The organism is Streptomyces pseudovenezuelae (genome assembly GCF_001513955.1).
In the GTDB taxonomy this organism is placed as follows: domain Bacteria; phylum Actinomycetota; class Actinomycetes; order Streptomycetales; family Streptomycetaceae; genus Streptomyces; species Streptomyces pseudovenezuelae.
In genome coordinates, this window is the sequence record NZ_KQ948151.1 from 423,334 (window position 1) to 448,541 (window position 25,208).

Here is a 25,208-nt window from a genome sequence, read left to right on the forward strand (position 1 = left end):
GGAGACGGCATCCCTGCTCACCCCCGGAGCGCTGACGGCAGGCAGTGGGCCAGCGACGGAACTGGAGAACGCGTCAGCCGGCCCGAAGGCCGACCGCCAGGGTCAGTTCGAGGACCCGCTGCGGTGATGCGAGATCCGGGAACAGCTCCCGCACCTGCGCCATCCGGTAGCGGACGGTCTGGGGATGGACGAACAACTCCGCGGCCACCTCGTCCCGTCTGCCCTGGTGCAGCAGCCACGCCCGCAACGTCTCCTCCAGCCGCCGCGCGGTCGCGACGGGCAAGGTCCGCAACGGTGCGAGGGCTCGGGCGCGCAGGTCCGCGAACGCCTCCACGTCGGCGCTCAGCACCAGCTCGGGCAGGTGGTCCTCGGTGTCGCGAATATCGGAGGAGAGGGAGCGCGCGCGTACGGCTCGTTCGTACGAGGCGGACGCGCGAGTCCATGGCCGGGCAGGGCCGACCACGGCGGTGCGGTCGGTCAACTGCCGCAAGAGGCGTGACCGGTCGGCATCGGGGACGAGCAGCACACCCAAGGCGTCCGGCAGATCGTCGAGGACGAGGGTGCTCGGGTCGAGCGCGCGGTAGGCGGGCCGGGCCTGGGCGGCAGGCAGCAGGACCGCGGTCAGCGACACCGGAGGCTGCCACCCGGCCCGTTGAGCGGAAACGAGCAGCACGTCCGGGCTCGCGCCGGCCAGGAGGTCGCGGGCCAGATGCTCCAGGTGGCGCTCGTGGTCCCGGCCCCGGGCGGCGAGTTCGTCGGCGTGGCCCGCGGCGCTCGCAGCGGAGAGTTCGTCGATGTAGGCGAAGGTCAGCTCGGCGAACTTGGCGACCTCGGCGGCGGGCAGACCCGCGGGTACGGCACCCGCTGCCAGGCATCGCCAGGCCACACGGGCGCCGACCCGGTAGGCGCTGAGCAGCGCGTCCATCGAACGGCCGTCCCGGACCTCCCCGCGGCCCAGCTCGTAGGCCGCGTCACCGGCGTCGCCGCCGGTCGCGTTCCCGCTCGCGAGGTCCAGGTAATGCCCCAGGGCGGTGCGGACGGCTCTGCGGATGGTGCCGCCCATGCTGCCCGAAAGGGCGTTGGCGTAGGGAGGGACCTCGTCGATGATCGCCTGGACCACCTCGTCGGCGGTGGTCCGCAGCTCGGCCCGCAGCGCGGTGACCGTCGTCTCGTCCAGGGCCAGTTCGCTGGCCCTTTGGATTGCATGGCTCATGTTTTGTTCCCTGCGAACAATTCAGCCGACCAGATTTATGTCTTCCGGTCAGGACTTTACGCCCTGCGGCACAGCAAGCTGGAGTCATGACGAGTGCAGCCCTCCGCAGTAGGGCATGGAAACTGCTGGAGATGGCCACGACACCACTGCTGCCGTCGGACTACCTCGACCTGGTCAGCCCGCTGCGTGCGGGCGCTGACCTGCGGGGGCGCATCGAGGCCGTGCACCCCGAGACGAGTGACGCCGCGACCATCGTGATCAGGCCGGGACGGGGCTGGCGCGGCCACAAGGCCGGCCAGTACGTGCGGATCGGCGTCGACGTCGACGGGGTGCGCCTGTGGCGTGCCTACTCGGTCACCTCACCGGCAAACCGCCGGGACGGCCGCGTCACGATCACCGTGAAGGCGATCCCGGACGGCAAGGTCAGCAACCACCTGGTCCGCAGGGCGAAACCGGGCACGCTGATCCAGCTCGACCAGGCGACCGGTGACTTCGTACTGCCGGAGGCCAGGCCCGCCAAGGTGCTCTACCTCACGGCCGGCAGCGGCATCACGCCCGTGATGGGCATGCTGCGCGACACCGAGTTCAACGACGTCGCCATGGTCCACTGCGCGCCGAAGCCGCAGGACGTGATCTTCCGCAACGAACTGCACGAGCTGGTCGCGGACAAGAAGCTGCAGCTCACCGAGGTGCACACCGAGACCGACGGCGTGCTCGACATCGCCCGTCTCGACGAACTCGTGCCCGACTGGGCCGAGCGCGAGACCTGGGCGTGCGGGCCCACGGGCCTGCTCGACGCCGCCGAAAAGCACTGGAGCGAGCACGGCGTACCGGAGCGCCTGCACATCGAACGCTTCCGCCCCAGCATCGTCGTCGCCGGTGACGGCGGCGAGGTCACGTTCAGCACCACCGGCAAGACCGTCGACGCCGACGGCGCCACGCCGTTGCTGGACGTCGGCGAGGAGGCGGGCGTACTCATGCCCTCCGGGTGCCGTATGGGCATCTGCTTCGGCTGCGTCTCGCCGCTCAAGGCGGGCGCCGTCCGCGACCTGCGCACCGGCGAGATCACCGAGGCCGAGCCGGGCGTCCTCATCCAGACCTGCGTGTCCGCCGCTGCGGGCCCCTGCGACATCGAACGGTAGGAGCACTTTGACCGCCATCGACCCCACTGCCCACCTGACCGCGGAGCAGATCGAGGAGCTCGGCCGCGAGCTCGACGCCATCCGTGACGAGGTGATCGCCGGCCGCGGCGAGCAGGACGCCGCCTACATCCGCAAGGTCATCTCGGCGCAGCGCAAGCTCGAACTGGTCAGCAGGGGTGTGCTGCTGTTCTCGATGTTCCCGCCCGCGTGGCTGATCGGCACCGCCGGTCTGTCCGTGGCGAAGATCATGGACAACATGGAGATCGGTCACAACATCCTGCACGGCCAGTGGGACTGGATGCGGGACCCGAAGATCCACTCCACCACCTGGGAGTGGGACCACGTCTCGCCGTCCGAGCAGTGGAAGCACTCGCACAACGAGCTGCACCACACGTACACCAACGTGATCGGCAAGGACAACGACCTCGGCTACGGCATCATGCGCGTCGACGAGGACCAGAAGTGGCACCCGTTCCACCTCGGCCAGCCGCTGTGGAACTTCATCAACGCGTGCTTCTTCGAGTACGGCATCGCAGCGTACGACCTGGAGCTCGGCAAGAACCTGAACAAGCGCCGCCGCAAGAACCCGGAGTTCCGCGCGCAGGCCAGGGCCGTCGGCCGCAAGATCCGCAAGCAGGTGCTCAAGGACTACGTGATCCACCCGCTGCTGTCGGGCCCGTCGTTCCTCCCCACGCTCGCCGCCACGTTCACCGCGAACCTGGTCCGCAACATCTGGTCCCACTCGGTGATCATGTGCGGGCACTTCCCCGAGGGCGTCCAGGTCTTCGAGCGCCGGTCGATCAAGGGCGAGACGCGCGGCCAGTGGTACCTGCGCCAGATGATGGGCTCGGCGAACATCAGCGGCAGCAAGGCCATGCACTTCATGACCGGCAACCTGTCGCACCAGATCGAGCACCACCTGTTCCCGGACCTGCCGAGCAACCGGTACGCCGAGGTCGCCGTGAAGGTGCGCGCGCTGTTCGAGAAGTACGAGCTGGAGTACGTGACCGGGCCGCTGCCCAAGCAGGTCTTCTCCGCCTGGCACAAGGTCTTCCGGCTCTCCCTGCCGAACAAGAAGCCCAAGGTCGAAACGCCGGTCCGCGAGAAGGAGCTCCTCGCGGCCTGAGCCGCCTACGGCCCTCTACCGCGCTCTACCGCCCCCTACCGCCCTCTGCGCTCAGGCGCGCATCGTGTGGGGCACTCGTCACCCTCCCGAAGTCAGCGGGCGGCGGGCGCGACACCCACCGTGCGCGCCTGCCGCATCGTGGCCCTTCAGCCCCGCGGTGCCACGCGGATACGGTTCCCGTCAGGATCGGCTGCGAGGAAGGTCAGGCCGAAGCCCAGGTCATGGGGCTCGCGCAGGATCGTGACGCCCTTGGACTGCCACCGCGTGAAGATCGCGTCGAGCTCGTCGGGTCCGTCGTCGATGGCCAGGCACACCTCACTGGTACGCGGGACGTCCGGTGACAGATCCTCGAACTGGCCGGACCACAGACCGAGGTCGGCGCTTGGCCCGAGGTCGAAGGTGATGTATCCCGGAGTCTCGAACGAGGGGCTCATGCCGAGGAGATCGCCGTAGAAGCGAGCTGCGGCTGGAGCGTCGCTCACATAGACGATGGACACGACGGATGTGGTCATGGTTGTTCCTTCTCGCAGGTCGTAGGCCTAAGCCGTAGGTACGCAGCCGCCAGCCTGACCGGGATATACGACGCATCGTGTCGCAATTTCCTGGAAAACTTGCCGGGTGACCCCAGACCGCTTCTTCTCCCTGATGCTGCTCCTCGCCTCAAGGGACGCCGTGACCACACAGGAGCTCGCCTCGGCGCTCGGGGTGTCCCTCCGGACCGTCACCCGGGACCTCAACTGGCTCCGCGACGCCGGTCTGCCGGTGACCGCACAGCGGGGCCGCCTCGGTGGAGTGACCATGCTTCCCGGGTCCGGGCCCGACCTCACACGCCTGACACCGGGCGAGCGTGATCATCTGTCGCTCACCGGTCTGGATGAGAAGCAACGTACGGAGCTCGACGCATCCGTCGAAAGCCGGCGCGCGCTCTCCAAGATCGGCGCCGCACGGCCACGTCAGCATCATGAGCTCCTGCCGCTCACCGAAGTGGTGCACGTGGACAGCCGTCCCTGGCTCCAGGCCCGTGCTTCCGGCACGACTCCGGCTGATCTGATCGACCCGGTGCGGCGGAGGCGCCGGCTTCGGATCGAGTACGACAGCCCACGCGAGCCCTGCCCACGCGACCTGGTCGTGGATCCCTACGGGCTGTTCGCCAAGGCCGGCATCTGGTACCTCGTCGCCGACCGTGCGGGGGTGCCACGGCTGTACCGACTCGAACGGATCACGGCGTGGAAAGAAGTCGACCGGCCCCGACGGATCCGCGAGACCGAGACCCTGGCCACCGTCGCTGCGGCGCTCGTTGATCAGTGGGAACACGACCATGCGCTGGAGGTCAGCGCCACCATCGACCGGACCCAGATCGAGCGAGCGCGACGGATCTTCGGTCAACGACTCGTCCTGGCCGAGCATCAGGATTCCGCCACCGGCCACAGGGTGACGATCCGCTTCCCGCACCTGGAGGACGTGCGAGCACTGCTGCCGTTCGGGAGCGCCATCACTGTGCACGGCCCCACCGAAGCCAGGGCTCACCTCCACGACCTCGTCACCAGCCTTGCCCGCCACTATGCGCCGCCGGCAGCGTGAGCCGTACGCCGAACAGGTCCGCCTGACAGCAGAGGTGGCGGCAACCGTCCCGCCACGAAACCTTGCGCCGAAGGTCGACGGGCGAGCCGTTGTTGGACATTCTTTCAACAAGGATGTCCCCAGCGACGCAAGGGACAGCTGCATCCGGGGTGGTGATCGGTGTGAACGACGACGGCACCCGCGCCGAGCCGCCCGGAGCCACCGGAGCCACGGTGTCGTGCGCGTCCGACGCCGCGTCCCGGCGTGCCCTGGCCCATGGGCAGGAACTGCTGCGCGACGGCCCCGTGGCGGATGCCTGCTCGGCGCTGCTCCGCGCCGCCGCCGGGCTGCGTGAGACGGACCCCGTCGCGACCCGCCGCGCCCTGCTGGCAGCGGCGTCGGCGGCCTGGTCGGCCGGTGACCATGACAGCTACCGGCGTATCTTCGCGGTGGGTCCCTGTCCCGTGTGCGGTGCGGGCCGCGCATGCACGCCGTGCGCGCCGGGGTGTCCCGAGGCCGCGTGGAGGGACCACCGGATCGGGATGAGCGCGGTGGCGGAGGGTGACTTCCAACGGGCCGTCGCGGTCCTGGAGCCCCGGTTGCACCGGATCACGCCCCGGGCGGAGACGGACGAGCTCTGCGACGCCGGCAGTGTGGCCCTCCTGCTGGGCCGACTCCCCCTCGCACGACGGCTCCTGAGCCTCGCCCTGGCGTCCGCGCGCTCAGCGGGAGCGGAGACCGCGGTGCCGGGCATCATCGCGCACCTGGCCTGCGCCGAGCTGCGGGAAGGCCGCCACCTACAGGCCCGCGCCCACGCGGAGGAAGGGCTGGTGCTCGCGCGCAGGCTCGGGCAGCGCAACGTCGCCGCCGACCTGTCGGCCGTACGCGCGCTCGTGGTGTCCATCGCGGGTGACCTGCCCGCGGTCCGTGACCAGGTCGCGGAGGTCCTGGCCGTCGCTCAGCCGCATGGGCTGGCCCAGGCCGTGTTTCTCGCCGAATGGGCCCAGGCGCGTGCCGAGTTGGGGGCGGGCAAGGTCGAGCGGGCGGCCGCCCGGCTGGCCCCGCTGGTCCAACCCGGCGCCCGGCAGGGCCATTTCGGGCTGTGGTTCCTGGCCGTGCCGTGCTTCGTCGAGGCCTGTGTCCTGTCCGACCGGGCCCTCGACGCGCCGGAGATGGTCGACCTGTTCGCCGTCTGGGCGGATCTCGGCGCCGACCCGCAGGCCCCGGCACAGCTGGCGCGCTGCCGCGCACTTCTCGCGCCCGCGGACCGCAGCGAGGAGCTCTACCGCACCGCGCTCGCCCACCATGAGCAGGCGCCAGGTCCGTACGAGCACGCGCGCACCCATCTGGCTTTCGGGATGTGGCTACGGCGCCGGCGGCGGCCCACCGAGGCGCGGGCCCAGTTGCGTGCCGCGCTGATGGGCTTCGAACACTGCGGCGCGCTGCTGTGGACCAGACGGGCCGGCGCGGAACTGCGGGCGGCCGGCGAGGTGACCGGGACCGGAGAGGCGGGACTGTTGTCCGCGCTCACACCGCAGCAGGTGCGCATAGCGCGGGATGTGGCGCGCGGCGCGACGAACAAGGAGATCGCCGCTGAGCTGTCCATCAGCATCCGGACCGTCGAGTACCACCTGCGCAACGTCTTCGCGCAGCTGGGCGTCCGGTCGCGCACCGGCCTCGCGCACCTGCTGACCAACATCGACGTACACCGCTGAGACCGGTGATCCTCCCGTGCGGGGTGGTGCGTGTGGAGCCGGCCTGGCGCATGACTGGTGATTCCACGGATGACTGACTTTTGGTCAGCTCCTACGTTGTTGCCCGCCGGATGACTCGTGTCACGTCCACGGGCTCGACGCCGCCCCTCCCCCGGCGGTCCCCGTCAGGCCCGAAGGCGCCGGAACCCTCACACCCGAAGGAGCCGCGATGAACGACGCCCCAGAGACCTCCCGTCCCACGCGCACCCCGCACCGTCACCGGCGCCGCCGTTTCGGACGCCTCGGCTCCGGCCTCGCCACGGCCGCCGCACTCGTCGGCCTGCTGACCTCGCTGACCGGCGGAGCCCAGGCGGCCGACAACCCGTACGAGCGGGGCCCCGCGCCGACCACGGCGAGCATCGAGGCCGCCAGAGGCCCCTACGCCGTGTCGCAGACCAGCGTGTCGCGACTCGCGGTGAGCGGGTTCGGCGGCGGCACCGTCTACTACCCCACGAGTACTGCCGACGGGACGTTCGGGGCGGTCGCGGTGTCACCGGGGTTCACCGCCTATCAGTCCTCGATCGCCTGGCTCGGCCCACGGCTCGCCTCCCAGGGCTTCGTCGTCTTCACGATCGACACGCTGACCACCTCCGACCAACCGGACAGTCGCGGAACGCAGTTGCTGGCCGCACTGGACTATCTGGTGGAGCGCAGCACGGTCCGCAGCCGCATCGACGCCGGACGCCTCGGAGTGATGGGCCACTCCATGGGTGGCGGCGGCACCCTCGAAGCGGCCAAGTCCCGCCCCTCGCTTCAGGCCGCCATCCCGCTGACCGGCTGGAACCTGGACAAGACCTGGCCGGAGATCACGACTCCCACCCTGGTCATCGGCGCCGACGGTGACACCGTCGCGCCCGTGGCCACGCACTCCGAACCGTTCTACGCGAGCCTGCCCTCCTCCACCGACCGCGCCTACGTCGAACTGCGGGGCGCGACCCACTTCACGCCGAACTCGTCCAACACGACGATCGCGAAGTACAGCATTTCCTGGCTGAAGCGGTTCATCGACAACGACACCCGCTACGAGCAGTTCCTCTGCCCGCTCCCGGCCGTCAGCCTCACGATCGCCGAGTCCCGGGGCAACTGCCCGCACACCTCCTGACACCGCCCCGGCCGGCCGGGGTCATCGCTCGGAACGCTGACGCCGTCGTACGGCCTCCCCTGGCCGCGCGGCGGCGGCAGCGCGCACGTGCCCGGGCACGACGGGTTCGGACTGGAGAGGCAGCCGCCAAGCCCTTTACGAAACAGGTCGGTTGACCCGCGGCGCGCGTGCCGGCCTCACGCCGGATCGACCACCCTGCTCATGATCCACGCATGCTTGCCGACCTGACGACCGCGAGTGAACCCGAAGTCCTGGAGGAGTTCGACGGTCGCGCTGAACAGGAAGCGGCCCTGCGCCTCGCGCCCGTCGGTCACCTCCGAGATGGCTTCGACCAGGCCTCCTCCGGCTTGGGCGATCTGGTCGAGGGCGCCTTCCAGCGCTGCGCGCGCGATGCCCCGTCCGCGGTGCTTCCTGTCGACGTAGACGCAGGTGATCCGCCAGTCCGGCCGCGGCGGTGCGTCCTTGTCGTACGCCCGCCGGTGCTTGATGTCGGAGAGTTCCTCGGGGCTGCCGTACTGGCACCATCCCTGTGCGGTGCCGTGCTCGTCGAGGACGAGCGCGGCGTGGGCGCGGCCGGTCCGTACGAGGTCCTCTTTGGCCTCGCGGCGGCTGATCCCGTGCTGGCGGCACTCCGGGTGGTAGCTCATGCACCAACACCCGCCGTAGACACCGTTGTTGCGCTCGACGAGCTCGGCGAAGGCGTCCCAGGTGGAGGCGTCCAGAGGACGGACCCCGTACGGCCGGGGCTCAGGCATCGGTGGCCGCCGCGGCCAGCAACCGGGCGAGTTCGACCGGCTTGGTGATCATCGGCCAGTGGCCCGAGTCGATGTCGACGAAGTCCACGTGCTCGGCGCGGGCGACCTCGGGCACGTCACCGGCGTCGATCCAGTCCCGGGCCTGGGCGGGGGTGAACTCGGGGCACACGAGCAGCATCGGGACGTCGAACCTCCGCTCGTCCTTCAGCCGCACCGTCCCCTTGGCCACCCGCTCGGGCACGGGGATCGCCGCCGAGGCGAAGCGGCTGCGCGCCTCCTCGTCGAGGTCGGCGGAGTCCGGTCCCTCGAACGGTTCCCAGCCGGGAAAGGGCATCACGCCGTCCTTCGCCTCGAAGAAGTCGGCGTACGGCTGCCCGTCGGCGGACGGGAAGCCTCCGATGAGGGCCACCCCGGCGATCCGCTCCGGCCGCGCGTCGGCGGCGAGCCAGGCCAGGGTGGTGGCGGCGGAGTGCCCGACCACCAGGGGCTTGTCGGGCGCCGCGTCCACGGCGGCGAGCACCGTCGCCACCTGGTCCTCCAGGGTGGCGGATCCGGCTCCGTCACCCTGACCGGGCAGGGTGAGCGCCATAGGGCGATGGCCGAGTTCCTTGAGCACGGGCACGACGTCGTCCCAGGCGGATGCGTCGAGCCACAGGCCGGCGATGAGCAGGATGTCCATGGATCAGTTCTCTTTCCCGTGAAGCCCGTGAGGTCGAGGGGATCGTGAGATCGGTGAGATCGCTGGCATCACGCTACGACTGGTTCCGGACAATCCACTTCCGGTACTTCCGGTGACCACCTAATCTGCTCGGGTGCCCACCGAGCTCAGCCCCACCGCGCGAGCCCTGCGCACCCTCGAGATCCTCCAGTCCCGTCCCGCGGGGGTGACGGCAGACGAGCTCGCCGCCTCTCTGGGGGTCACGGAACGGGCCGCGCGCCGCTATGTCGGGATTCTCCGCGAGGCGGGCATCCCCGTGCACTCGGCCCGGGGCCCCTACGGCGGGTACCGACTCGGGCGCGGGGCGCGGCTGCCGCCGGTCGTCTTCACCGAGCCCGAGGCCCTGGGCCTGGTGATGGCGGTCCTCGACGGTCAGCCGGCGGCCGCCGACCCCGATGCCGACGACCTCGTCGGTACGGCCCTGGGCAAGGTCATCCGCGCGTTGCCCGAGAGCGTCGGCCGGCAGGCGGCAGCCCTGCGCGAGCACGCGTCGGCGGCGCCCGACCGGCACGCGTCCCGTCCGGATCCCGCGCTCACGAGCAGACTCGTCGCGGCGAGCGCGGTACGACGCCGCGTGCTGGTCACGTACCGCAGCGAGTCCGGCGACGAGTGGGAGGCCGAGGTGGACCCCTGGGCGGTCGTCGTCCGCTACGGCCGCTGGTACCTGCTGTGCCACTCGCACCGCGCGGACGCGATCCGCACCTACCGGATCGACCGTGTCCGCGCGGTCCGGGAGACCGCCCACGCGTTCGAGACGCCCGACGGCCTCGACCCGGTGGCAGCGCTGGAGGAGAACCTGGGCCAGGGGTGGGCGTTTCCGACGCGGGTCGTGTTCGACGCCCCGATGGCCGAGGTGCTGCCGTTGATCCGCCCGCCCATGGGGCGGCTGGAACCGTCGGGAGAGGGGTGCGCGCTCGTCGGCAGCACGAGGAATCCGACGATGTACGCGCAGGAGTGGCTGGCGCAGCTGCCGCTCGCCTTCCGTGTCGAGGGCGGGCAGGAACTGCGCGCGGCGGTGGAAGTGCTCGCCACGCGTTTCACCGCCGCCGTGACGGACGAGCCCTGAGCGCGGTCCCGCGACCACGAACCGAGGGCGTCCGCCGCACCTGCCGATCGACCGCATGTCCGGCATCGGCCCGGCACCGCGAGGGCGGTGCCGGGCCGCTGAGGTGTGCTGCGCGGTGGCGTCAGCCTTGGCGGGCCTTGAAGCGGGGGTCCTTCTTGTTGATCACAAAGGTCACGCCACGCCTGCGCACCACCTGAGCGCCGGGCTTGGCCTTCAGCGAGCGCAGGGAATTGCGTACCTTCATAACGGCCTCCTTGTCGGGCTTGTCGCGCCTTGCAGGGGTCGGACGGCTCGGGCCGTCAGGGACGGACGGGCGCGGTACGGCCGTAGCGTCGCTCGAAGCGCTCCACTCGACCCGCGGTGTCCACGACCCGCGACGTGCCGGTGTAGAACGGATGACTCGCGGACGAGATGTCCACGTCGACGACGGGGTACGTGGTGCCGTCCTCCCACTCCACGGTGTGCTGTGCGTCGAGGGTGGAGCGGGTGAGGAGTTGGAAGCCCGCCGCGCGGTCGCGGAAGACGACGGGGCGGGAGACGGGGTGAATGGTGGACCTCATGGGTGCTGCCTCCTTGCGGGACCTCGGTCGAGGACCGAGGCGGGTGTCAACGTTCCTCGCGGAACAGAACGTGCTTGTCGGCCACCGGGTCGTACTTGCGCACGACCAGCCGGTCGGGGTGGGCCAGACGGTTCTTGCGTGTCACGTAGGTGACTCCGGTGCCGGCCGTCGACCTGAGCGTGACGACGGGCCGCGTGGTGCTGCGTGCCATGAGGACTCCTTCCGCCACCACCGAGCACTTTGACTCGGTCATGTCATGCAGTGGTCACAACAAGTCCCCCCGTCGCATCATTCCCGACGGTCGGCCACCGCTGGTGCGAGTGACCCGGCGAGGTTCCCCGGGCGGAACATGTACGTCAGCTGTCGGACGCTCGGGCGCAACCTTCCGGTGTTCTGACGTGTCCACGTAGCGTGCTGACGATACGCAGAACCTGTCAGAAAGCGGCGGCCGCCGCTTTCATGATCGCCGCCATGGCGGTCTCCGTCCCGGCCGCGCACGCCGCCGGAACGACGCTCGTCCTGGACGCCCAGGAGACCTACACCCTCCCGACCGAGGGCGAGGGCCCGAACCTGGGCCTCGGCATCACCGCCTCGGGCGGGGACGCCCATGACGTATCGGTCGTGGTCGACGCGTCGTCCCTCGCCGGAAAGGCGACGATGGTGGTCACGGGGGACTGCGCGAGCACGGGCGCCCTCAAGGTGAGGTGTGACGTGGGCCCGCTGTCGGGCAAGGAGTCGATCGACCCGTTCCTCCTGAAGCCCACCGCGGCCGCCGAGGCGGGCGACACCGGCGCCATCACCTACACCGCCACCGCCTCCGACGCGCCCACCGTGACGGGGAAGACAGATGTCCTGGTCGGCGGGCCCAAGCTCGACAGCCGGCCCTACCCGGCGCTGACGGACATCGCGCCCGGCGCCGTCTTCGAGCGCACCCCGGCCTTCGCCAACACCGGCAAAGCCCCCGCCGACAAGGGCGTCATGCTGCTGGTGCAGGACTCGGACGGCGTCTCTCTCGCCCGTGACCACTCCAACTGCCACTACTCCGGCCGGCCCAGCGCCGGCGCCTGGTGCCGGTTCGACACCCCGGTCGCGCCCGGCTCGGCCTACGAGACCGACGCGCCGCTGCGCTACAGCGCCACCAAAGACACGATGTACGGCTACAACAGCTACGTCGTGTGGCCGGTCGGCGGCACCGCGCCCGACTCCTTCGACCCGTCCGACTTCCCCGAGACCGGCACCGGCTCGCAGCTCGGTCTGAAGGCCGTCGCCTCCGGCTCCGGCTTCACCGGCTCCGGGTACGGCACCTTCGCCACCACCCAGCACGCGGACTACCAGGCGCTCGGCGACACGGTCGAGGGCAAGGTCGGCGAGACGGTGAGCATCACCGTGGGCGTGCGGAACAACGGCCCGGGCCGGATGGGCTTCCAGTGGATGGACGCCGACAACTCCGGCACCTTCGTGGTCACTCCGCCCGCGGGCACCACCATCACGGGCGCTCCCGGTCCCGGTGAGCAGGGTGACCCCGGGCCGCTGTGGAACTGCACCCCGCGGAAGGCCGGCGCGAAGAGCTACACCTGCGCCATCGGCAGCACGGACTTCCGGCCGGGCGACTCGGTGACCCAGGAGTTCACGGTGCGGATCGACCGGGTCGTCCCCGGCGCCCAGGGCAGCGTGAAGGCGGTGGAGAACCCCGACTACCCCAACCGTGACGAGGACACGGCTAACGACACCACGGCGATCGCGGTGAAGGCCACCGGCTCGGCGACGTCCAGCCCGTCGCCCAGCGCCTCCGCCTCCGCGTCGGCCACGGCCACCGCGAGCCCGTCCGACTCCGGGGCGGGAACAGCGAGCGGCGGGACGGTGACCGGCGGCGGACTCGCCGCGACGGGCGCGGACGGAGTCCTGCTCCGGGCGGGCACCGCAGCCCTGCTGGTGGCGGGTGGCGCGCTGGTGTTCCTGACGGCGCGGAGGACGCGGTCGCACAGCGGTCGATGAGGCCGGATGACAGGCTGATCGGCCGGTCGGCCGATCGGACGTGTCCGTCCGCTCAGTGATCGCCTATATAGCGTGGGACCGGATCCAGCCGCTGATGCGGGCGGATCCGGTCCGTTGCCGGCGATGGGCCCGCCACCTCGGCAAAAGGCCGGTAGGCAGGCAGGCACAGTGATCGTCATACGTGATTCTCCCGTGCGGCGGTCCCGACCCGGCCGGGCACGGCGACGACGGCCCCGGCAAGCAGTTCCTGGCCCATGGGATGCTCCTGAAGTTGATCGAAGTGGATCTGCGTCGTGTGAGGATTTACTGCCATGCAGTTGGACTTGAACCTGCTGACCGTGCTGGACGCCTTGCTCGAAGAGGGCAGCGTGATGGGCGCGGCCGAGCGGCTGCACCTGTCCTCGCCCGCGGTCAGTCGCACTCTCGGCCGGATTCGCGCCGTCACGGGGGACGACATCCTGGTGCGCACCGGCCACTCGATGACCCCCACCCCGTATGCGCTGTCGGTGCGGGAGGACGTGCACCGGCTGGTCAGGCAGGCGCGTGAAGTGCTGTCGCCGATACGGGAGTTGGATCTGGCCGCGATGGAGCGCACGTTCACCGTCCAGTGCCACGACGCGATGGCCTCGTCGCTGGTGCCGGTACTGGTCGGGAGGATCCAGCAGCTGGCTCCCGGTGTGCAGCTGCGGGTGCTGGCGGAGAACACTGTCGACACCGACGATCTGCGCCATGGCCGCGTCGATCTGGAACTCGGCGGTGGCCGGCCCGGTCTGTCCGAGTTCCGGTCCGAGCCGCTAGGTGAAGATCGTCTCGTCGTGGCGATGCGCGCGGACCACCCTTGCGCCACTGGACTCGATCTGGCGTCCTACGCGGCACACCCGCATGTGGTGATCTCCCGGCGTGGTCGCCTCACCGCGCCGATCGACGACGTGCTGGCCGCCGAGGGGCTACGGCGCCGGGTGGTCGCGGCGGTGGCGACGGTGTCCGGCGCCCTGCAGATCGCCGCCCGAAGCGACGCGCTGGTCACCTGTACGGCCGACTTCGGCCGCCCGCTCTTCGAGGCGTTCGGGCTCCTCGCCCGGCCGCTGCCGATCGAGTTCCCGTCGGCGAAGATCAGCTGCAACTGGCACCAGCGATACGATTCCGACCCCGCCCACGCCTGGCTCCGCGAGCAGGTCCGGGCGTCGTTCGAAGAGATCACCGCCGGCTGACCACTGCGCCTACTCCGCCAGGGGCAGGGCCACGGCACCGGCAAAACCAGGCATCTCGGCTTCGTCGAGCATCGCCGCGGCGACGGTCTCCCGGCTGACCTTCGCGCCGAGGTCGAAAGGAGGCGCGGCCTCCAGACCGACCGTGCGCCGACGGGGGCTTTCCGGTCCGTCGGCGAGCATCCCGGCGTGGAAGACGGTGCCCCCGGCCGCGAGAACGGTGTTGTCGGCCTCGACCTTGTCGGCGAGCCGGTCGCCCAGCACCTTCACCAGCACCCTCGCGCCCTCCCCCGCCGCTTCGGCGGACGCACCCGTGCCGTAGGCGCCGAGCCAGATGACGCGCTGCGGGCCGGCGGCGAGGACGGCCCGGGCGCCGGTCAGGAGAATCCCTGCCCGGTCCGTGCCGAGTGCGGAAAGGACCACGGAATCCCGCTCGATGACGGCGGCGATACCGGCCGCGTCGTTCACGTCGCCCGGCACTTTGCGCAGGTTCGGAGCGTCGGGCACGGTGATCCGCTCCGGATCACGCGCGATGGCGGTCACCGTGTGACCACGTCGCAAGGCCTGGCGGGTGAGGGCGATTCCGGTCTGTCCGGAGGCGGCGAGGACGGTGAGGTTCATGCCGAGAACGCTAGGGAGCCCACGACTTTACATCAAGTGCAAGTAACTGACTTGGCAAGTTACCCTGACGCAACTCGGCACACTCCCCCTCCACCTGCCCTTCCCGAGGGTCACGTCCCCATGGTTCCGGGAGCCTGGCCCAGCACCCGCCCGAGGAAGCCGCGCAAGTAGCCCGCGACGACGTCCAGGTGACTCTCCAGCAGGAAGTGACCGCCGTCGATCAGGTGCACCTCGGCGTCCCTGGCGTCGCGGGCGAAGGCCTGCGCGCCGGCCGGGCCGAAGATTTCGTCGTTACGGCCCCACACAGCGAGCACCGGGACCTCACTGGTGCGCAGGAACTCGTGCAGCAGCGGGTAGAGCGGGCGGTTGTTCCCGTAGTCGCGGAACAGCGCCAGCTGGATCTCGTCGTTGCCCTCGCGGGAGACGAGGGCGAAGTCGTGCTGCCAGGTGTCCGGGCTGACCAGACTCGGGTCCGGCACGCCGTGCAGGTACTGCCAGCGGATGGCGTCGATGTCCAGCGCGGCCCGGACGGCGGGTTCGGTCTCGGGGCCGGGGTTCGCCTCGTAGGCCCAGACGTCGGTCCAGAACGACTCGACGAAACCATCCTCGTAGCCGTTGCCGTTCTGGGTGACGAGGGCGGAGATCCGTTCGGGGTGCTTGAGCGCGAGGCGCCATCCGATAGGGGCGCCGTAGTCCTGCACGTAGAGGGCGTAGCGGTCCAGGCCCAGCTGGTCGAGCAGTCCGGAGGTGAGGTCGGCGAGGGCGTCGAAGGTGTAGGTGAACTCCCCGACAAGGGGGGCGGCGGAGTGGCCGAAGCCGAGGTGGTCCGGCGCGATGACGTGGTAGTCGTCGGCGAGCAACGGGATGAGCTCGCGGAACATGAACGAACTCGTCGGATAACCGTGCAGCAGGACGATCGCGGGGGCGTCGGAGGGGCCGGCTTCGCGGTAGAAGATCTCGTGGCCGCCGACGGTGGCGGTCCGGTGATGCACCGAGCTCATTATAACCCCTTTGAAGGCTTGGTCCGGTTAGGTCGTCCTCGCCCATGCAAGCACGGACCGGGCTAACCTGTCAAAGGATTCAAGGCGGTTAGAAAAGATGCTCTCTGCGCACACTCACGCCTCGCGGACGGCTCCGCCATGGCGACGTGCCCACGAACGCACCTGCACCCTGTCGGCCCGCTCCATCGCCCCCGCCAACGCGTCCCGCGCTCAAGATGCCCGCTCAGACGCCGAGCGGGGTAAGTCAGTAGGGTGAAGCGCACCAGAGGGAGGGAGGATCGGTGAGAGCGGCGCGCACCCTGGCCACACTCGACGAGGCCGGAAACGGTGACCACGTCTGCCAGTTGATGGGCCCGGCGGACGATGTCATGGACCGCAGCCGGGCCTTTGTCGCGGACGGGGCCCTGTTCGGCGACAAGGTCATGATCGTCGGCCCGGCCGTGGAGACGGCCGGAGAGTTCGCCCAGACGGTACTGGACCCCGCCCGGCTGGGCGGATCCCTGATCGCCGCGGTGCGCCGCGAAGCGGAGAGTGCCGGACGGGAGGGGTACCGGTCGTTGCGCGTGCTGCACCACGTGAGCCGTGACGCGTGGCCCGAGGGACCTGAGGAGCTGCTGCGCAGCGAGCTGGACCTGGAGGAGTTCGCAGCCGACAGCGGCGCCCTCGTGGTCTGCGCCTACCGCGGCGCCGAGTGGGACGCTTCTACACTGGAAGAAGTCAGGTGTGTGCATCCCCATTACCTGGGCAGCCGTCCGGAATCACCCGCATTCCAGGTGTACCGGACGGGAAAGGAAGGCTGGACGGTGAACGGGGTCATCGACGCCGAAGGCGCCAGTGCTTTCGGTGCGGTCCTGTGCACGCTGCTCGCGCAGAGCGTCACCGTACGTCTGCTCTGCCACGGCCTGGAATTCTTCGACGCGGCCGCCATGGGAACCCTGGCCGACGCGTCCAGACACCTGCCCGATCGCAAGGTCGTCCTGGAAGGCACGAACGACACGCTCCGGCTGGCGTGGGAACTGTCCGGCTTCGCCGTTCCGTCCATCCCGGTGGTGATGGCGCCGTGACCCTGCCTTCGCACCCCGACACTCCCCCGTCGGCGCAGACCGGGTACCGGCACGAGCTGTACCCGTACACAGGCCGCGACGAGTTCCTGCAGGGCACCGTCGGCTTCATCCAGGAGGCCCTCGACGACGGTGAGGCCGTCGTGGTGGCCGTCCCCCAGGACAAGGCATCCCTGCTGCGCTCAGAGGTCCCCGAGGACGGCACGGTCCGGTTCGTCGACACCAGCGCCTTGGCACACCACCCGGGCCGGCTCATCGGAGCCTGGCAGGAATGGATCAGGGAACACGCCGCCGGAGGCCGGCCCGTACGCGGGATCGGCGAATCCCCGTGGGATCAAGTACAGAGTCAGGCACAGGCGGAACAGCTGCGCTATCACGAGTGGCTGCTGAACAAGGCCTTCGCCGACGGCCCCGCCTGGTGGCTGCTGTGCCCGTACGACACCACCGGTGACGGCGCCGCACTGCAGCAGCTCACCCGCTGCCACCCCCAGATCCGCACGGGCGGACGCAGCGCGCCGAGCACGGACTACGACCCGCAGGCACCGTTCGACTTCGTCCCGCTGAGCCACCCGTGCGACCCCTACGAGGAATTCATCTACACCAACGGAGACCTGCCCGCCCTCCGGGAGAAGATCTCGGCCTGCGCCGAGCAGCTCGGGCTGGCCGACCGACGACTGCGCGAACTGCACCTGGCCGCCACCGAGATCGCCACCAACAGCATCCGCCATGGCGGCGGGCACGGCACGCTGCGCACCTGGCACGAGGACCAGCGGATGGTGTGCGAGTTCCGCGACTCCGGTTTCATCGCGGATCCCTTGGCCGGACGCCACAGGCCGACCAGCACCCAGGTCGGCGGGCGGGGCCTGTGGCTCGTCCACCAACTCTGCGACCTCGTCGAAATCCGCTCCACCCCGGACACCGGCACCACCATCCGCCTCCACACCCAGCTCACCGGCTGACCAACCGCACACGCAGCGCGGAAGGCGTGTCTCGGGCGGTTGGTTGCCCGCCCGGGACACGCCAGTTGGACCTACCGGCACATGGAACGCCTCACCTCGTCCGGTTGCCGGGAGCGCAGTGCGCGTGGCTGTCCACGGTCGGGGCGTGCGGGGCCAGGCACAGGAAGATCGGGCGACTCGTGCGCTCCTGCCGGTCGAGGGGCAGGGTGAACGGGCGGTCCGGAGCGATGCCGTCCCGGACGACGACGTGGCCGCGGAGGGCCTGGAGCACGTTCGACGGCGAGGCCGAGCCCCCGGATTCCGCGTAGGCCCGCGTGATGGCGGCGGCGGCCGCGCGGAAGGAGTCCTGGCCGGTGGAGTAGTCGCTCCCGCCCTCGGGGCCGTTCAGGACGGGCTTGTCGGAGAAGGACACGTAATACAGGTTCACCGCGGGGTATTTGTACAGCTCCGCCCATTCGGGTACGGGCTTGAAGTCGATCAGCGTGTTCACGTCGGAGGCGACGACGGGGACCGGAGAGGACTTGGTCGTGCCGTCCCCGCCGCAGGCGTTCTGCACCTCCGCGAGCACCTTCGGAAGCTGGGAGCCGCGGGCGGCGTAGAAAGTGGTGCCGTGCTCCTTGTGCAGGGTGCAGATGCTGTCGGCGAGGTCCGGCAGCCCCAGAGCGGTGGCGCCGTCGCTGCCGGGCCGGGGAGCCGGGACCTGGGCGAACCACGGGTCCTCGACCCTGATGTGGGCTCCTCCGAGACGCCCGGCGAGGTCGTCGTGCAGTTCCTGGCTGTAGCGGTCCTCGCGGTCGTAGATGATCAGCGCTTTCCGGCTGTGCCGTTCGATCGCGCGCCGTGCCATGACCTCGGCCATACGTTCGTTGGTCGGCTGGGTGTGGAAGAAGTTGCGTGCCTCCTGGGCCATGAAGTCCCCGGTGACGGAGGCTCCGATGACGGGCATGCCGGGGCCGAGGTCGTTGATGGCGTCCACGGATTCCTGACGGCTCTGGGTGATGCCGATCACCGCGGACAGGGTGGCGTCCTTCGCCGCCAGCCGCCTGACCTGCCGTGCGACCTCCCGTCCCCGGCCGAAGGCGAAGCCGGTGTTGGCCACAAGGATCTTGAGCATCGGTTTGTCCTGGTTGACGAGAGCCTGCTCGTTCCAGGTCTTCTGTGCCGCTACGGCGCCCTGGAGCTGGAGCACACCGGCGGGGACGAGTTGCTCGGTGCGCGCCCGCGGATCTGCGGTCAGGGGGGCCAGGAACACCACCGTGCGGTGGTTTCCTTCGACCGCGGCGTTCTGGCTGCGGATCCGGTCCTGGAGGTCACGCAGCAGGGAGTCCTCGGTGCTCGTGAAGTAGCAGCCCTCGGTCTCGGTGTCGACGCCCACGATCTCCCTGCCCGCACGCCGGGTGCCGGGGCAGGGATCGTGGGCCGCCTGCGCGGTGTGGGGTCGGTCGTCGGTGACCGGCGTGGACCCGATCGCCCGCACCTGGTCGCGGCACGCGAACCCCACCGAGCACAGCAGGACCAGCGCCAGGGCCGGACCGACCCATCCCGCGTGCGCACGCAACGCGCTGACCTCGTGGGGTGTCACCTTGGCCTGGAGCTTGAGGTGCCGGGCCACGTCCGGCTGCTCGGGCCCGTCCGCGATCCGTACCGTGATGCGGCGGGGTGCCGGGGTGTTCGCCGGCCCGCTTCCCAGGTTCCGCAGGGCCGCCGCGGCCTGTTCCAGGTCGAGCGCCGGGACCGCGTCCGGGTCCGCGGGCTCGCCCCGTCGTCCCGCGAGAATCAGCAGCGGCGGACGCACGCCCTGGGCGACGAGTTCGCGGTGGACCTGGAGGAACTGCTCCACCGCGGTGGCCTGGGGGCCCGTGAGATCGGGCACCAGCAGGACGAAGGGCCAGACCCTGCGACGGCGCCAGGGCCGAAACCGGCTGGGGCCGACGGCCTCGGACAGATCCCGGAACAGCGCTTCCGCGAGCAGGTTCATCCGCAACAGCCGCTGCTGGTCCGCATCCGCGGTGCGCAGTCTGGTCGCGGCCTGCACGAAGTCCCGCGCGGCCAGGCCGGCGCTGGACATCCGACGGGCGTACCAGCGCATACGTCTGTTCAGCCGCCCTCGATGCCACACCCGCAGCGGCCACGACAGGACCACGGTCCAGATGCCCGCCACCCATCCGGGCCACGCGGCGTTGCCCAACGTCTGCCCCACGGCGCCGAGGACCGGGGTGCGCTGCTCCCAAGCCGTCCACAGAGCCTGGGCCATGACATGGTGCGGGTCCCGCGGGGCACCCGCGCCCGAATCCGCCGCGTCACTGCTCGGCATCCGTGCGTCGAGAACGTCGAGGCAGACCTGGAAGGCGGGTGTGCGCAGCCTTCCGGTGTGCCGCGGCATGGTGTTCTTCCAGTCCGTGACGAGGAGTTCGAGGAGTTCGACGTCAGGCCGGGAGTGGTCCGGGTGCGGACTCCCGGTCCGTTCCTCCGGCGGTGGTGGGGGGCCCACGACGGAGCGGGGCACGAGGTAGGGCCCGTCGTGGTTCTCCGTGAGCCGGCCGGCGTATCCCGAGACGAAGGCACTGGCGTGCCCCGGCCCGCCCTCGTCGTCCCACAGGAGGATCACCGGCAGTTCGCGGCCGTGGCTCGGCTGTCCGACCTGTGAGTCCAGGGCCTCCACGAAGTCAATCGCGTGCGCGAGAGATGGGATTGACATGGACCGTCCCCCTGTTTCCTGCGGTGGTGCTGCTCTTGGGAAGGGATGATCTCGCCGTGCAGGTTCCCCCGTGTCCCGTCATCGGATTCGGCCGAAACTGCTCGAAAGCGTCAGTCAGTGACCTGATCCGATCCGTACATGTGGAGGTGAGAGCTTCTGATCATCGCGATCGCCCCAGAGATCGACCGGGGTTCGCTCCGTCGTTGTCGTTGTGTGGCGGCCAGGCTTCTTCCCTCCGCGCCATGACACCGCGGTTGATCCAACTCGAGTCGATGTCGCGGTCTCAGGTGATGAGCGGCACAGACCGTGATCTACTTCCGGCATATCGCCGATGAACGAGAAACCGAGGTCATGACCAACCACTGCTGCGAGGCGATGAGCCGCCGCGTGAACGTGCCCTGTGACCAGCACGACGACCCCTTCGCCTGCCCGGACGCGCTGATCGACTTCAGTGCCAGGTTCCAGGAGTACGGACTGATCGTCCACGACGGCGGCACGTCGAGCATCACCGTCAGCTTCTGCCCCTGGTGCGGACGGCGTCTCCCCGAGTCACAGCGGGACCGGTGGTTCGACGAGCTGGAACGCCGTGGGATCGATCCGTGGGAGGACGAAGTCCCTGCCGAGTTCCAGGACGACCGCTGGCTCGCCGCCGTGCCTGGGGACTGACCGACCAACCGCCCGTCAAGCCACCGCCGAGACCCGCCCCCGGTGACTCCGGATATTGTCGGACCGTGTCGAATCGGTCGGTGGCAGCTGGAGTAGGTCTCACGCGGGTGATGGCGCATTGCGGGGGCAGCCCGGAGGCATCCGTGCACTATGTCGTGGGTGCCATCGCCTCGGCGCCCGAGGATCCTGAGCCCTATGCGGTTCTTGCCGAGTTGTGGAGGGCCAAGCCGGCGGAGCTGTCCGAACTCACCCGGGATGCCCACTCCTTGAGGACGGTACTGGCACAGTCCTACATCCGTTTCCTGCAGGACGACATGGACGGCGCCGCGCTCGCGATCGGGGCGGTCACGGGTGTGCAACCCGACATCGCGTGGGGCAGGGCCCCCTGGTTCGGTGACGCACGATTTCTCGGTACGGTCAGCGCCGACGCCTTGGCCGAGGCAGCGATGCGAACGATGGACTACGGGCACGACCTGGACACCGAGAGCATGCGGGAACGCTTCCGCCCCTGGTTCCATGCCATCGAGGTGGTCTCTGCCCGCCGGCCGTCGCCGGAGCCGTTGGCCAAGATGGCGATCCTGCTGCGCACATGCGGTCTCGTCGACGCGTCCTTTGCCCTCTGCGACCAGGCGGACTCCATCGAGCGGATCATGCTGACGGAAGTCGTGCGAGCAGGGACTTGGCGCAAGGTGGGTGACCCGGAACAGACCGTGGCGGCCTTCGAGCGCGCTCTCGACCTGGACCCGGCCAACTGGTCGCTCTATCTCGATCTAGCCGATGTCCGAGCCGAGCAGGGCGACTTCACCGGCGCCGTCCACCTTGTCGACCGTGCTTTGAAACTCGCCCCTGCTGAACTCACGCTTCGCGCGGCCGGGGCCGCCTACCGCGCACGGCTCACCGGATCGCCCGCCGCACTGAGCGAACTCATCGAACTGGCACAGCAGTTGCCGCACGACTCGTACCGAGACCTGCTCATCGATCACGCCTGTGCCGGCCCCGACCTGCCCGCCGAACTCGTCGCTGCGGCCCGCCGTATGCAGGACAGGTGAACCCGCCCCCGGTGTGGCGTGACCGATGAGAATTGCGGGCCGTGCTGGTCTGTATGCCGAATACCGACTCACGGGAGCCTGACGCCATGCGGAAACTGACCTTCGGCATGAACATGAGCCTGGACGGCTACATCGCCGCGCCCGGCGACGACCTCGGCTGGAGCGTGCCGAGCGACGAGCTGTTCCAGTGGTGGTCCGACCGGGTGGACGCGACCGGCCTGGCGCTGTACGGGCGCAAGCTGTGGGAGACGATGAGCTCCCACTGGCCGACCGCCGACAAACAGCCGGGGGCCACACCGGCGGCGATCGAGTTCGCCCGTCGCTGGCGGGACATGCCGAAGGTGGTGTTCTCCTCCACGACCGGCGCTGTCGACTGGAACACCCGTCTGGTCACCGGAGATGCCGTCACCGAGATCACCAGGCTCAAGGCCGACGACGACGGCCCGATGGACATCGGCGGCGCCACACTCGCCGCGGCGGCCATGCGGGCCGGGCTGGTCGACGAGTACGCGATCGTCACCCATCCGGTCCTGGTGGGCGGCGGCACGCCGTTCTTCACGGCCCTGGACAACTGGGTGAACCTGAGCCTGGTGGAGACCCGGGCGTTTCCCGACGGCGTACTCCTGACCAGGTACGTGACCAGGCGCTGAGTGCCCGATCCTGTTCTTCACCGCTGGTCGAGTGCCGAGCCAGGGGTTCCACGCCTTCGACTTGCCGCTCGCCCGGGCTGTCAGGAAGGGAACCGTTCCGGGCGGAAGTCCGCCAGCATCGCGTCTCTCCTCCCGCTGACGATCTCCGTGGCCAGCAGCCGGCCGATGACCGGGCCGAGGGTGATGCCGCTGTGGGAGACGGCCTCGTAGTAGCCCGGTACCGACGGCACCCCTCCCACCGAGGGGAATCCGTCGGCCGGGATCGGCCGGTGGGCTGTCCGTGTCTCCGCGATGCGCGAGCTGCCGAGCTCGGGAACGACGTTCCGCGCCGATTCGTGGAGCATGCGGGCGAGTTCCGATGGGTCCTCGCCTGTGTCGATGAGTGCGTCGATCTCGCGGCTGTGGAGGACCATCGAAGCGTCCCCGTCGGGGCGGATCTCGATGTGGGGCGCGTGCATCACCCGGCCGATCGGTACCCGGGCGCAGTCGATCCGGGTGACGAGACCGGGTTCCCGGCGCATCGGCAGCTGCCGTGCGACGAGCGCGGCGACGTTTGCGGCATGGGGGCCCGCCGCGTTCACGACGATGTCGACGTCGAGACGGGTCCCGTCGGACAGGGCGACGGTCTGGACGCTTCCGTCGGTGCGGGTGCTGATGTCACAGACCGCGGTGCCGGACCGCAGTTCGGCGCCGGCTTCAACGGCCCGGCCGACCAGGCTGCTTACCAGATGACGTCCGTGCACCCAGGCTTCGTCCGGGTAGCACACGACCGGCACCTCGCCGGGCATCGCGAGAGCAGGTTCGAGGCGGCGGGCCTCGGCTCCGGTGAACACCTCGACCCGGTACTCCCAACTGGCCAGCAGCTCGGCGGTTTCCAGCAGCTTCGTCTCGGCTGTGGGATCGTCCGCCCAGCGCAGATGGCCGCTGGGAAACCACCATGAGTCCGGCCCGATGGTCCCGGCAAGCTCACGATGGGCTGCCATGCCCGCGACGTTCAGGTCGAAGTAGGACTTGCGCACCGTCTTGTTGCTGGCATTGACCCACGCGAAGGACCAGTTGGTGACGCCTTCGCCCGGCTGGAGTGCGTCGATGAAGACCACTTCGGCGCCCTGCCGGGACAGGTTCCATCCCACACCGGCTCCGAGAACACCCACACCGATGACGGCAACGCGCTCAGGCCGTTTTCCGGACCCGATGCTCACGCACGCCCCTTCCCAGGTCACCGACGACCTCACGGCACGTCTTCTGGAACCGCATGTCCCAGTCTCCAGACGTCCACGAGCCAGGGGAAGCCTCGGCGCCCCCTGGCAGTGAAGGGCCCCGGCCGGTGCAACCGGCCGGGGCCCTGGCGTTCATCGCGCGGGCATCATCCGGTGTGGCGGATGCCCTGGCGGGTCAGTGGCGGATGTCGCCGTGCCGGTGCTCGCCGCCACCGTGGTGACCGCCGCCGTGGCCGCCGCCGCGGTGGTGGCGTCCGCCCCAGGACTCGTCGTCGATGAAGCGGTCGTGGTCGTTGCGCAGGGTGGCGGTGTCGGAGTAGTTGTCCCACACCTGGTCGTTGCGGTCCTGGTAGAGGTCGGAGTCGGTGTCGTGGCCGTAGCCGGTGTGGATACGGACCGTGGCGCGGCCCTCCAGGCGGTAGTGGTGGAAGGTGTAGGTGTCGCCGTGCTCGTTCCTCAGCGTCCAGCCGTCGAGGTTGACCGTGCGCCGTGTGGTGTTGGTGAGTTCCACCCACTCCTTGTTCAGCGAGCGCCGCGAGCGGTCCTCGCGGCCCGGCGCGTCGTACTGGACCGCGCTGATCTCCACCTTCGGACGCTGGGGCCGGGCGTGGTCGGCAGCCGACGCCGGCAGCGCCACCGCCCCGACGATCGCGGCGGCCGCGAGAGCGGCGGAGGACATCCGACGGGCGGTCACAGTGGAAGAAGACACAAAGCCCCCTGGCTGTACGGGCACCTGCCTGCTCCGGAGTTCCGGTGGTGTTCCGGACGGAACGAGCGGGTGCGGTGTGCGGGTGGCGGCCGGTCGGCCGCACACCCACACCATGGCCACAACTTTCAGATCGTGAACCCGGTATGAGCACTCCATTACCTTTCAGCCACATTGCTATGACCCTTGGGTGCATCGTCCATTTATGTGCCGAACTCACCAGGTTGACGCCCTACGGGATCACCGACCGGTGCGCGCCTTGCCCGCACCCGTCCGATCGCCAGGATGCGCCACCCCGGCCCCGTGCGATCCATCACCCGAAAGTGAGTAACAGCCACCGCGACCGAAAAGGCGCTCACGCGATGCGTCCGGCACGAA

The 25,208-nt window shown here is 69.9% G+C and carries 25 protein-coding genes and 1 pseudogene; 14 read left to right on the plus strand and 12 right to left on the minus strand.

Annotation, left to right across the window (positions count from 1 at the left end):
• Positions 1 to 73: 73 nt before the first annotated feature.
• Positions 74 to 1,213 (minus strand): PucR family transcriptional regulator, encoded by a 1,140-nt coding sequence (locus AQI94_RS33625; protein ID WP_031055682.1) that lies wholly within the window; start codon positions 1,211 to 1,213, stop codon positions 74 to 76.
• Between the two features lie 86 nt (positions 1,214 to 1,299).
• On the opposite strand from AQI94_RS33625, the gene AQI94_RS33630 reads away from it, so the two are divergent.
• Positions 1,300 to 2,355, plus strand: coding sequence for a ferredoxin reductase (locus tag AQI94_RS33630; protein ID WP_031055685.1), 1,056 nt, complete (start codon positions 1,300 to 1,302; stop codon positions 2,353 to 2,355).
• Between the two features lie 7 nt (positions 2,356 to 2,362).
• Positions 2,363 to 3,481: a fatty acid desaturase family protein gene (locus AQI94_RS33635; protein ID WP_031055688.1), complete on the plus strand. Its 1,119-nt coding sequence runs from the start codon at positions 2,363 to 2,365 to the stop codon at positions 3,479 to 3,481.
• Between the two features lie 146 nt (positions 3,482 to 3,627).
• Here AQI94_RS33635 and AQI94_RS33640 read toward each other — a convergent pair whose 3' ends face one another.
• The gene (locus AQI94_RS33640; RefSeq protein WP_031055692.1) at positions 3,628 to 3,993 is read right to left on the minus strand and encodes a VOC family protein; all 366 of its coding nucleotides are present in this window, start codon (positions 3,991 to 3,993) and stop codon (positions 3,628 to 3,630) included.
• 106 nt (positions 3,994 to 4,099) lie between these two features.
• Here AQI94_RS33640 and AQI94_RS33645 point away from each other — a divergent pair, with 106 nt between their 5' ends.
• The 3 genes from AQI94_RS33645 to bdeA all read left to right on the plus strand — a co-directional run bounded on the left by AQI94_RS33645 (position 4,100) and on the right by bdeA (position 7,897).
• A complete protein-coding gene (locus tag AQI94_RS33645) occupies positions 4,100 to 5,062 on the plus strand; it encodes a helix-turn-helix transcriptional regulator (protein ID WP_031055696.1) in 963 nt (320 codons plus the stop codon).
• Between the two features lie 161 nt (positions 5,063 to 5,223).
• Complete coding sequence (locus AQI94_RS33650; protein ID WP_158806383.1) at positions 5,224 to 6,756, plus strand: helix-turn-helix transcriptional regulator; 1,533 nt, start codon at positions 5,224 to 5,226, stop codon at positions 6,754 to 6,756.
• A 208-nt stretch (positions 6,757 to 6,964) separates the two neighbouring features.
• Positions 6,965 to 7,897 (plus strand): bis(hydroxyethyl) terephthalate hydrolase, encoded by a 933-nt coding sequence (gene bdeA, locus AQI94_RS33655; protein ID WP_031055702.1) that lies wholly within the window; start codon positions 6,965 to 6,967, stop codon positions 7,895 to 7,897.
• Positions 7,898 to 8,073: 176 nt separating this feature from the next.
• Here the strand turns inward: bdeA and AQI94_RS33660 are convergent, their stop codons facing one another.
• Both AQI94_RS33660 and AQI94_RS33665 read right to left on the minus strand, forming a co-directional pair.
• A complete protein-coding gene (locus AQI94_RS33660; RefSeq protein WP_031055704.1) occupies positions 8,074 to 8,652 on the minus strand; it encodes a GNAT family N-acetyltransferase in 579 nt (192 codons plus the stop codon).
• Positions 8,645 to 9,331: an alpha/beta fold hydrolase gene (locus tag AQI94_RS33665; RefSeq protein ID WP_031055708.1), complete on the minus strand. Its 687-nt coding sequence runs from the start codon at positions 9,329 to 9,331 to the stop codon at positions 8,645 to 8,647. Before AQI94_RS33665 ends, AQI94_RS33660 begins: the two co-directional genes overlap by 8 nt.
• Before the next feature lie 133 nt (positions 9,332 to 9,464).
• Here AQI94_RS33665 and AQI94_RS33670 point away from each other — a divergent pair, with 133 nt between their 5' ends.
• Entirely contained in the window at positions 9,465 to 10,436 is a 972-nt protein-coding gene (locus tag AQI94_RS33670; protein ID WP_031055710.1) for a helix-turn-helix transcriptional regulator, read from the plus strand.
• Between the two features lie 121 nt (positions 10,437 to 10,557).
• Here AQI94_RS33670 and ykgO read toward each other — a convergent pair whose 3' ends face one another.
• Genes ykgO through rpmG form a run of 3 tightly spaced genes read right to left on the minus strand, consistent with a single transcriptional unit; the run spans position 10,558 to position 11,207 of the window.
• Positions 10,558 to 10,680 carry a type B 50S ribosomal protein L36 gene (gene ykgO, locus AQI94_RS33675; RefSeq protein WP_014669332.1) on the minus strand — a complete coding sequence of 41 codons (123 nt, stop codon included), beginning with the start codon at positions 10,678 to 10,680 and terminating at the stop codon, positions 10,558 to 10,560.
• Positions 10,681 to 10,735: 55 nt separating this feature from the next.
• A complete protein-coding gene (locus AQI94_RS33680; RefSeq protein WP_031055712.1) occupies positions 10,736 to 10,996 on the minus strand; it encodes a type B 50S ribosomal protein L31 in 261 nt (86 codons plus the stop codon).
• A gap of 46 nt (positions 10,997 to 11,042) precedes the next feature.
• Complete coding sequence (gene rpmG / locus AQI94_RS33685) at positions 11,043 to 11,207, minus strand: 50S ribosomal protein L33 (protein WP_031055715.1); 165 nt, start codon at positions 11,205 to 11,207, stop codon at positions 11,043 to 11,045.
• Between the two features lie 260 nt (positions 11,208 to 11,467).
• Between rpmG and AQI94_RS46310 the strand changes: the two genes are divergently transcribed.
• From AQI94_RS46310 to AQI94_RS33695, 3 genes and pseudogenes are all read left to right on the plus strand, one after another.
• Positions 11,468 to 12,991: a hypothetical protein gene (locus AQI94_RS46310; RefSeq protein ID WP_263973323.1), complete on the plus strand. Its 1,524-nt coding sequence runs from the start codon at positions 11,468 to 11,470 to the stop codon at positions 12,989 to 12,991.
• A 40-nt stretch (positions 12,992 to 13,031) separates the two neighbouring features.
• Positions 13,032 to 13,127, plus strand: a pseudogene (locus AQI94_RS46760) (IS5/IS1182 family transposase); the annotation flags it as partial.
• A 175-nt stretch (positions 13,128 to 13,302) separates the two neighbouring features.
• The gene (locus tag AQI94_RS33695; RefSeq protein WP_031055719.1) at positions 13,303 to 14,202 is read left to right on the plus strand and encodes a LysR family transcriptional regulator; all 900 of its coding nucleotides are present in this window, start codon (positions 13,303 to 13,305) and stop codon (positions 14,200 to 14,202) included.
• A gap of 9 nt (positions 14,203 to 14,211) precedes the next feature.
• On the opposite strand, the gene AQI94_RS33700 is transcribed toward AQI94_RS33695, so the two are convergent.
• The gene (locus AQI94_RS33700; RefSeq protein ID WP_031055721.1) at positions 14,212 to 14,820 is read right to left on the minus strand and encodes an NAD(P)-dependent oxidoreductase; all 609 of its coding nucleotides are present in this window, start codon (positions 14,818 to 14,820) and stop codon (positions 14,212 to 14,214) included.
• 110 nt (positions 14,821 to 14,930) lie between these two features.
• The gene (locus AQI94_RS33705) at positions 14,931 to 15,821 is read right to left on the minus strand and encodes an alpha/beta fold hydrolase (RefSeq protein WP_031055724.1); all 891 of its coding nucleotides are present in this window, start codon (positions 15,819 to 15,821) and stop codon (positions 14,931 to 14,933) included.
• 281 nt (positions 15,822 to 16,102) lie between these two features.
• Between AQI94_RS33705 and AQI94_RS33710 the strand changes: the two genes are divergently transcribed.
• Together AQI94_RS33710 and AQI94_RS33715 are read left to right on the plus strand one after the other, a co-directional pair.
• Positions 16,103 to 16,885, plus strand: a complete 783-nt coding sequence (locus tag AQI94_RS33710; RefSeq protein ID WP_031055726.1) for an MEDS domain-containing protein — start codon at positions 16,103 to 16,105, stop codon at positions 16,883 to 16,885.
• A complete protein-coding gene (locus AQI94_RS33715) occupies positions 16,882 to 17,841 on the plus strand; it encodes a sensor histidine kinase (protein ID WP_031055728.1) in 960 nt (319 codons plus the stop codon). The genes AQI94_RS33710 and AQI94_RS33715 overlap by 4 nt, the downstream gene beginning before the upstream one ends.
• Before the next feature lie 91 nt (positions 17,842 to 17,932).
• Here AQI94_RS33715 and AQI94_RS33720 read toward each other — a convergent pair whose 3' ends face one another.
• Positions 17,933 to 20,539: an ABC transporter substrate-binding protein gene (locus AQI94_RS33720; protein ID WP_158806385.1), complete on the minus strand. Its 2,607-nt coding sequence runs from the start codon at positions 20,537 to 20,539 to the stop codon at positions 17,933 to 17,935.
• Positions 20,540 to 20,890: 351 nt separating this feature from the next.
• Between AQI94_RS33720 and AQI94_RS33725 the strand changes: the two genes are divergently transcribed.
• The 3 genes from AQI94_RS33725 to AQI94_RS33735 all read left to right on the plus strand — a co-directional run bounded on the left by AQI94_RS33725 (position 20,891) and on the right by AQI94_RS33735 (position 22,904).
• A complete protein-coding gene (locus AQI94_RS33725; protein ID WP_031055731.1) occupies positions 20,891 to 21,205 on the plus strand; it encodes a DUF6980 family protein in 315 nt (104 codons plus the stop codon).
• A gap of 143 nt (positions 21,206 to 21,348) precedes the next feature.
• On the plus strand, positions 21,349 to 22,254 hold the full coding sequence (locus AQI94_RS33730; protein ID WP_078902886.1) for a tetratricopeptide repeat protein: 906 nt from the start codon (positions 21,349 to 21,351) through the stop codon (positions 22,252 to 22,254).
• A gap of 86 nt (positions 22,255 to 22,340) precedes the next feature.
• Positions 22,341 to 22,904: a dihydrofolate reductase family protein gene (locus tag AQI94_RS33735; protein WP_031055736.1), complete on the plus strand. Its 564-nt coding sequence runs from the start codon at positions 22,341 to 22,343 to the stop codon at positions 22,902 to 22,904.
• Positions 22,905 to 22,984: 80 nt separating this feature from the next.
• On the opposite strand, the gene AQI94_RS33740 is transcribed toward AQI94_RS33735, so the two are convergent.
• Both AQI94_RS33740 and AQI94_RS33745 read right to left on the minus strand, forming a co-directional pair.
• Positions 22,985 to 24,139, minus strand: a complete 1,155-nt coding sequence (locus AQI94_RS33740; RefSeq protein WP_318658128.1) for an NAD(P)/FAD-dependent oxidoreductase — start codon at positions 24,137 to 24,139, stop codon at positions 22,985 to 22,987.
• A 160-nt stretch (positions 24,140 to 24,299) separates the two neighbouring features.
• Positions 24,300 to 24,803: a lamin tail domain-containing protein gene (locus tag AQI94_RS33745; protein WP_062230074.1), complete on the minus strand. Its 504-nt coding sequence runs from the start codon at positions 24,801 to 24,803 to the stop codon at positions 24,300 to 24,302.
• Between the last annotated feature and the right edge of the window lie 405 nt (positions 24,804 to 25,208).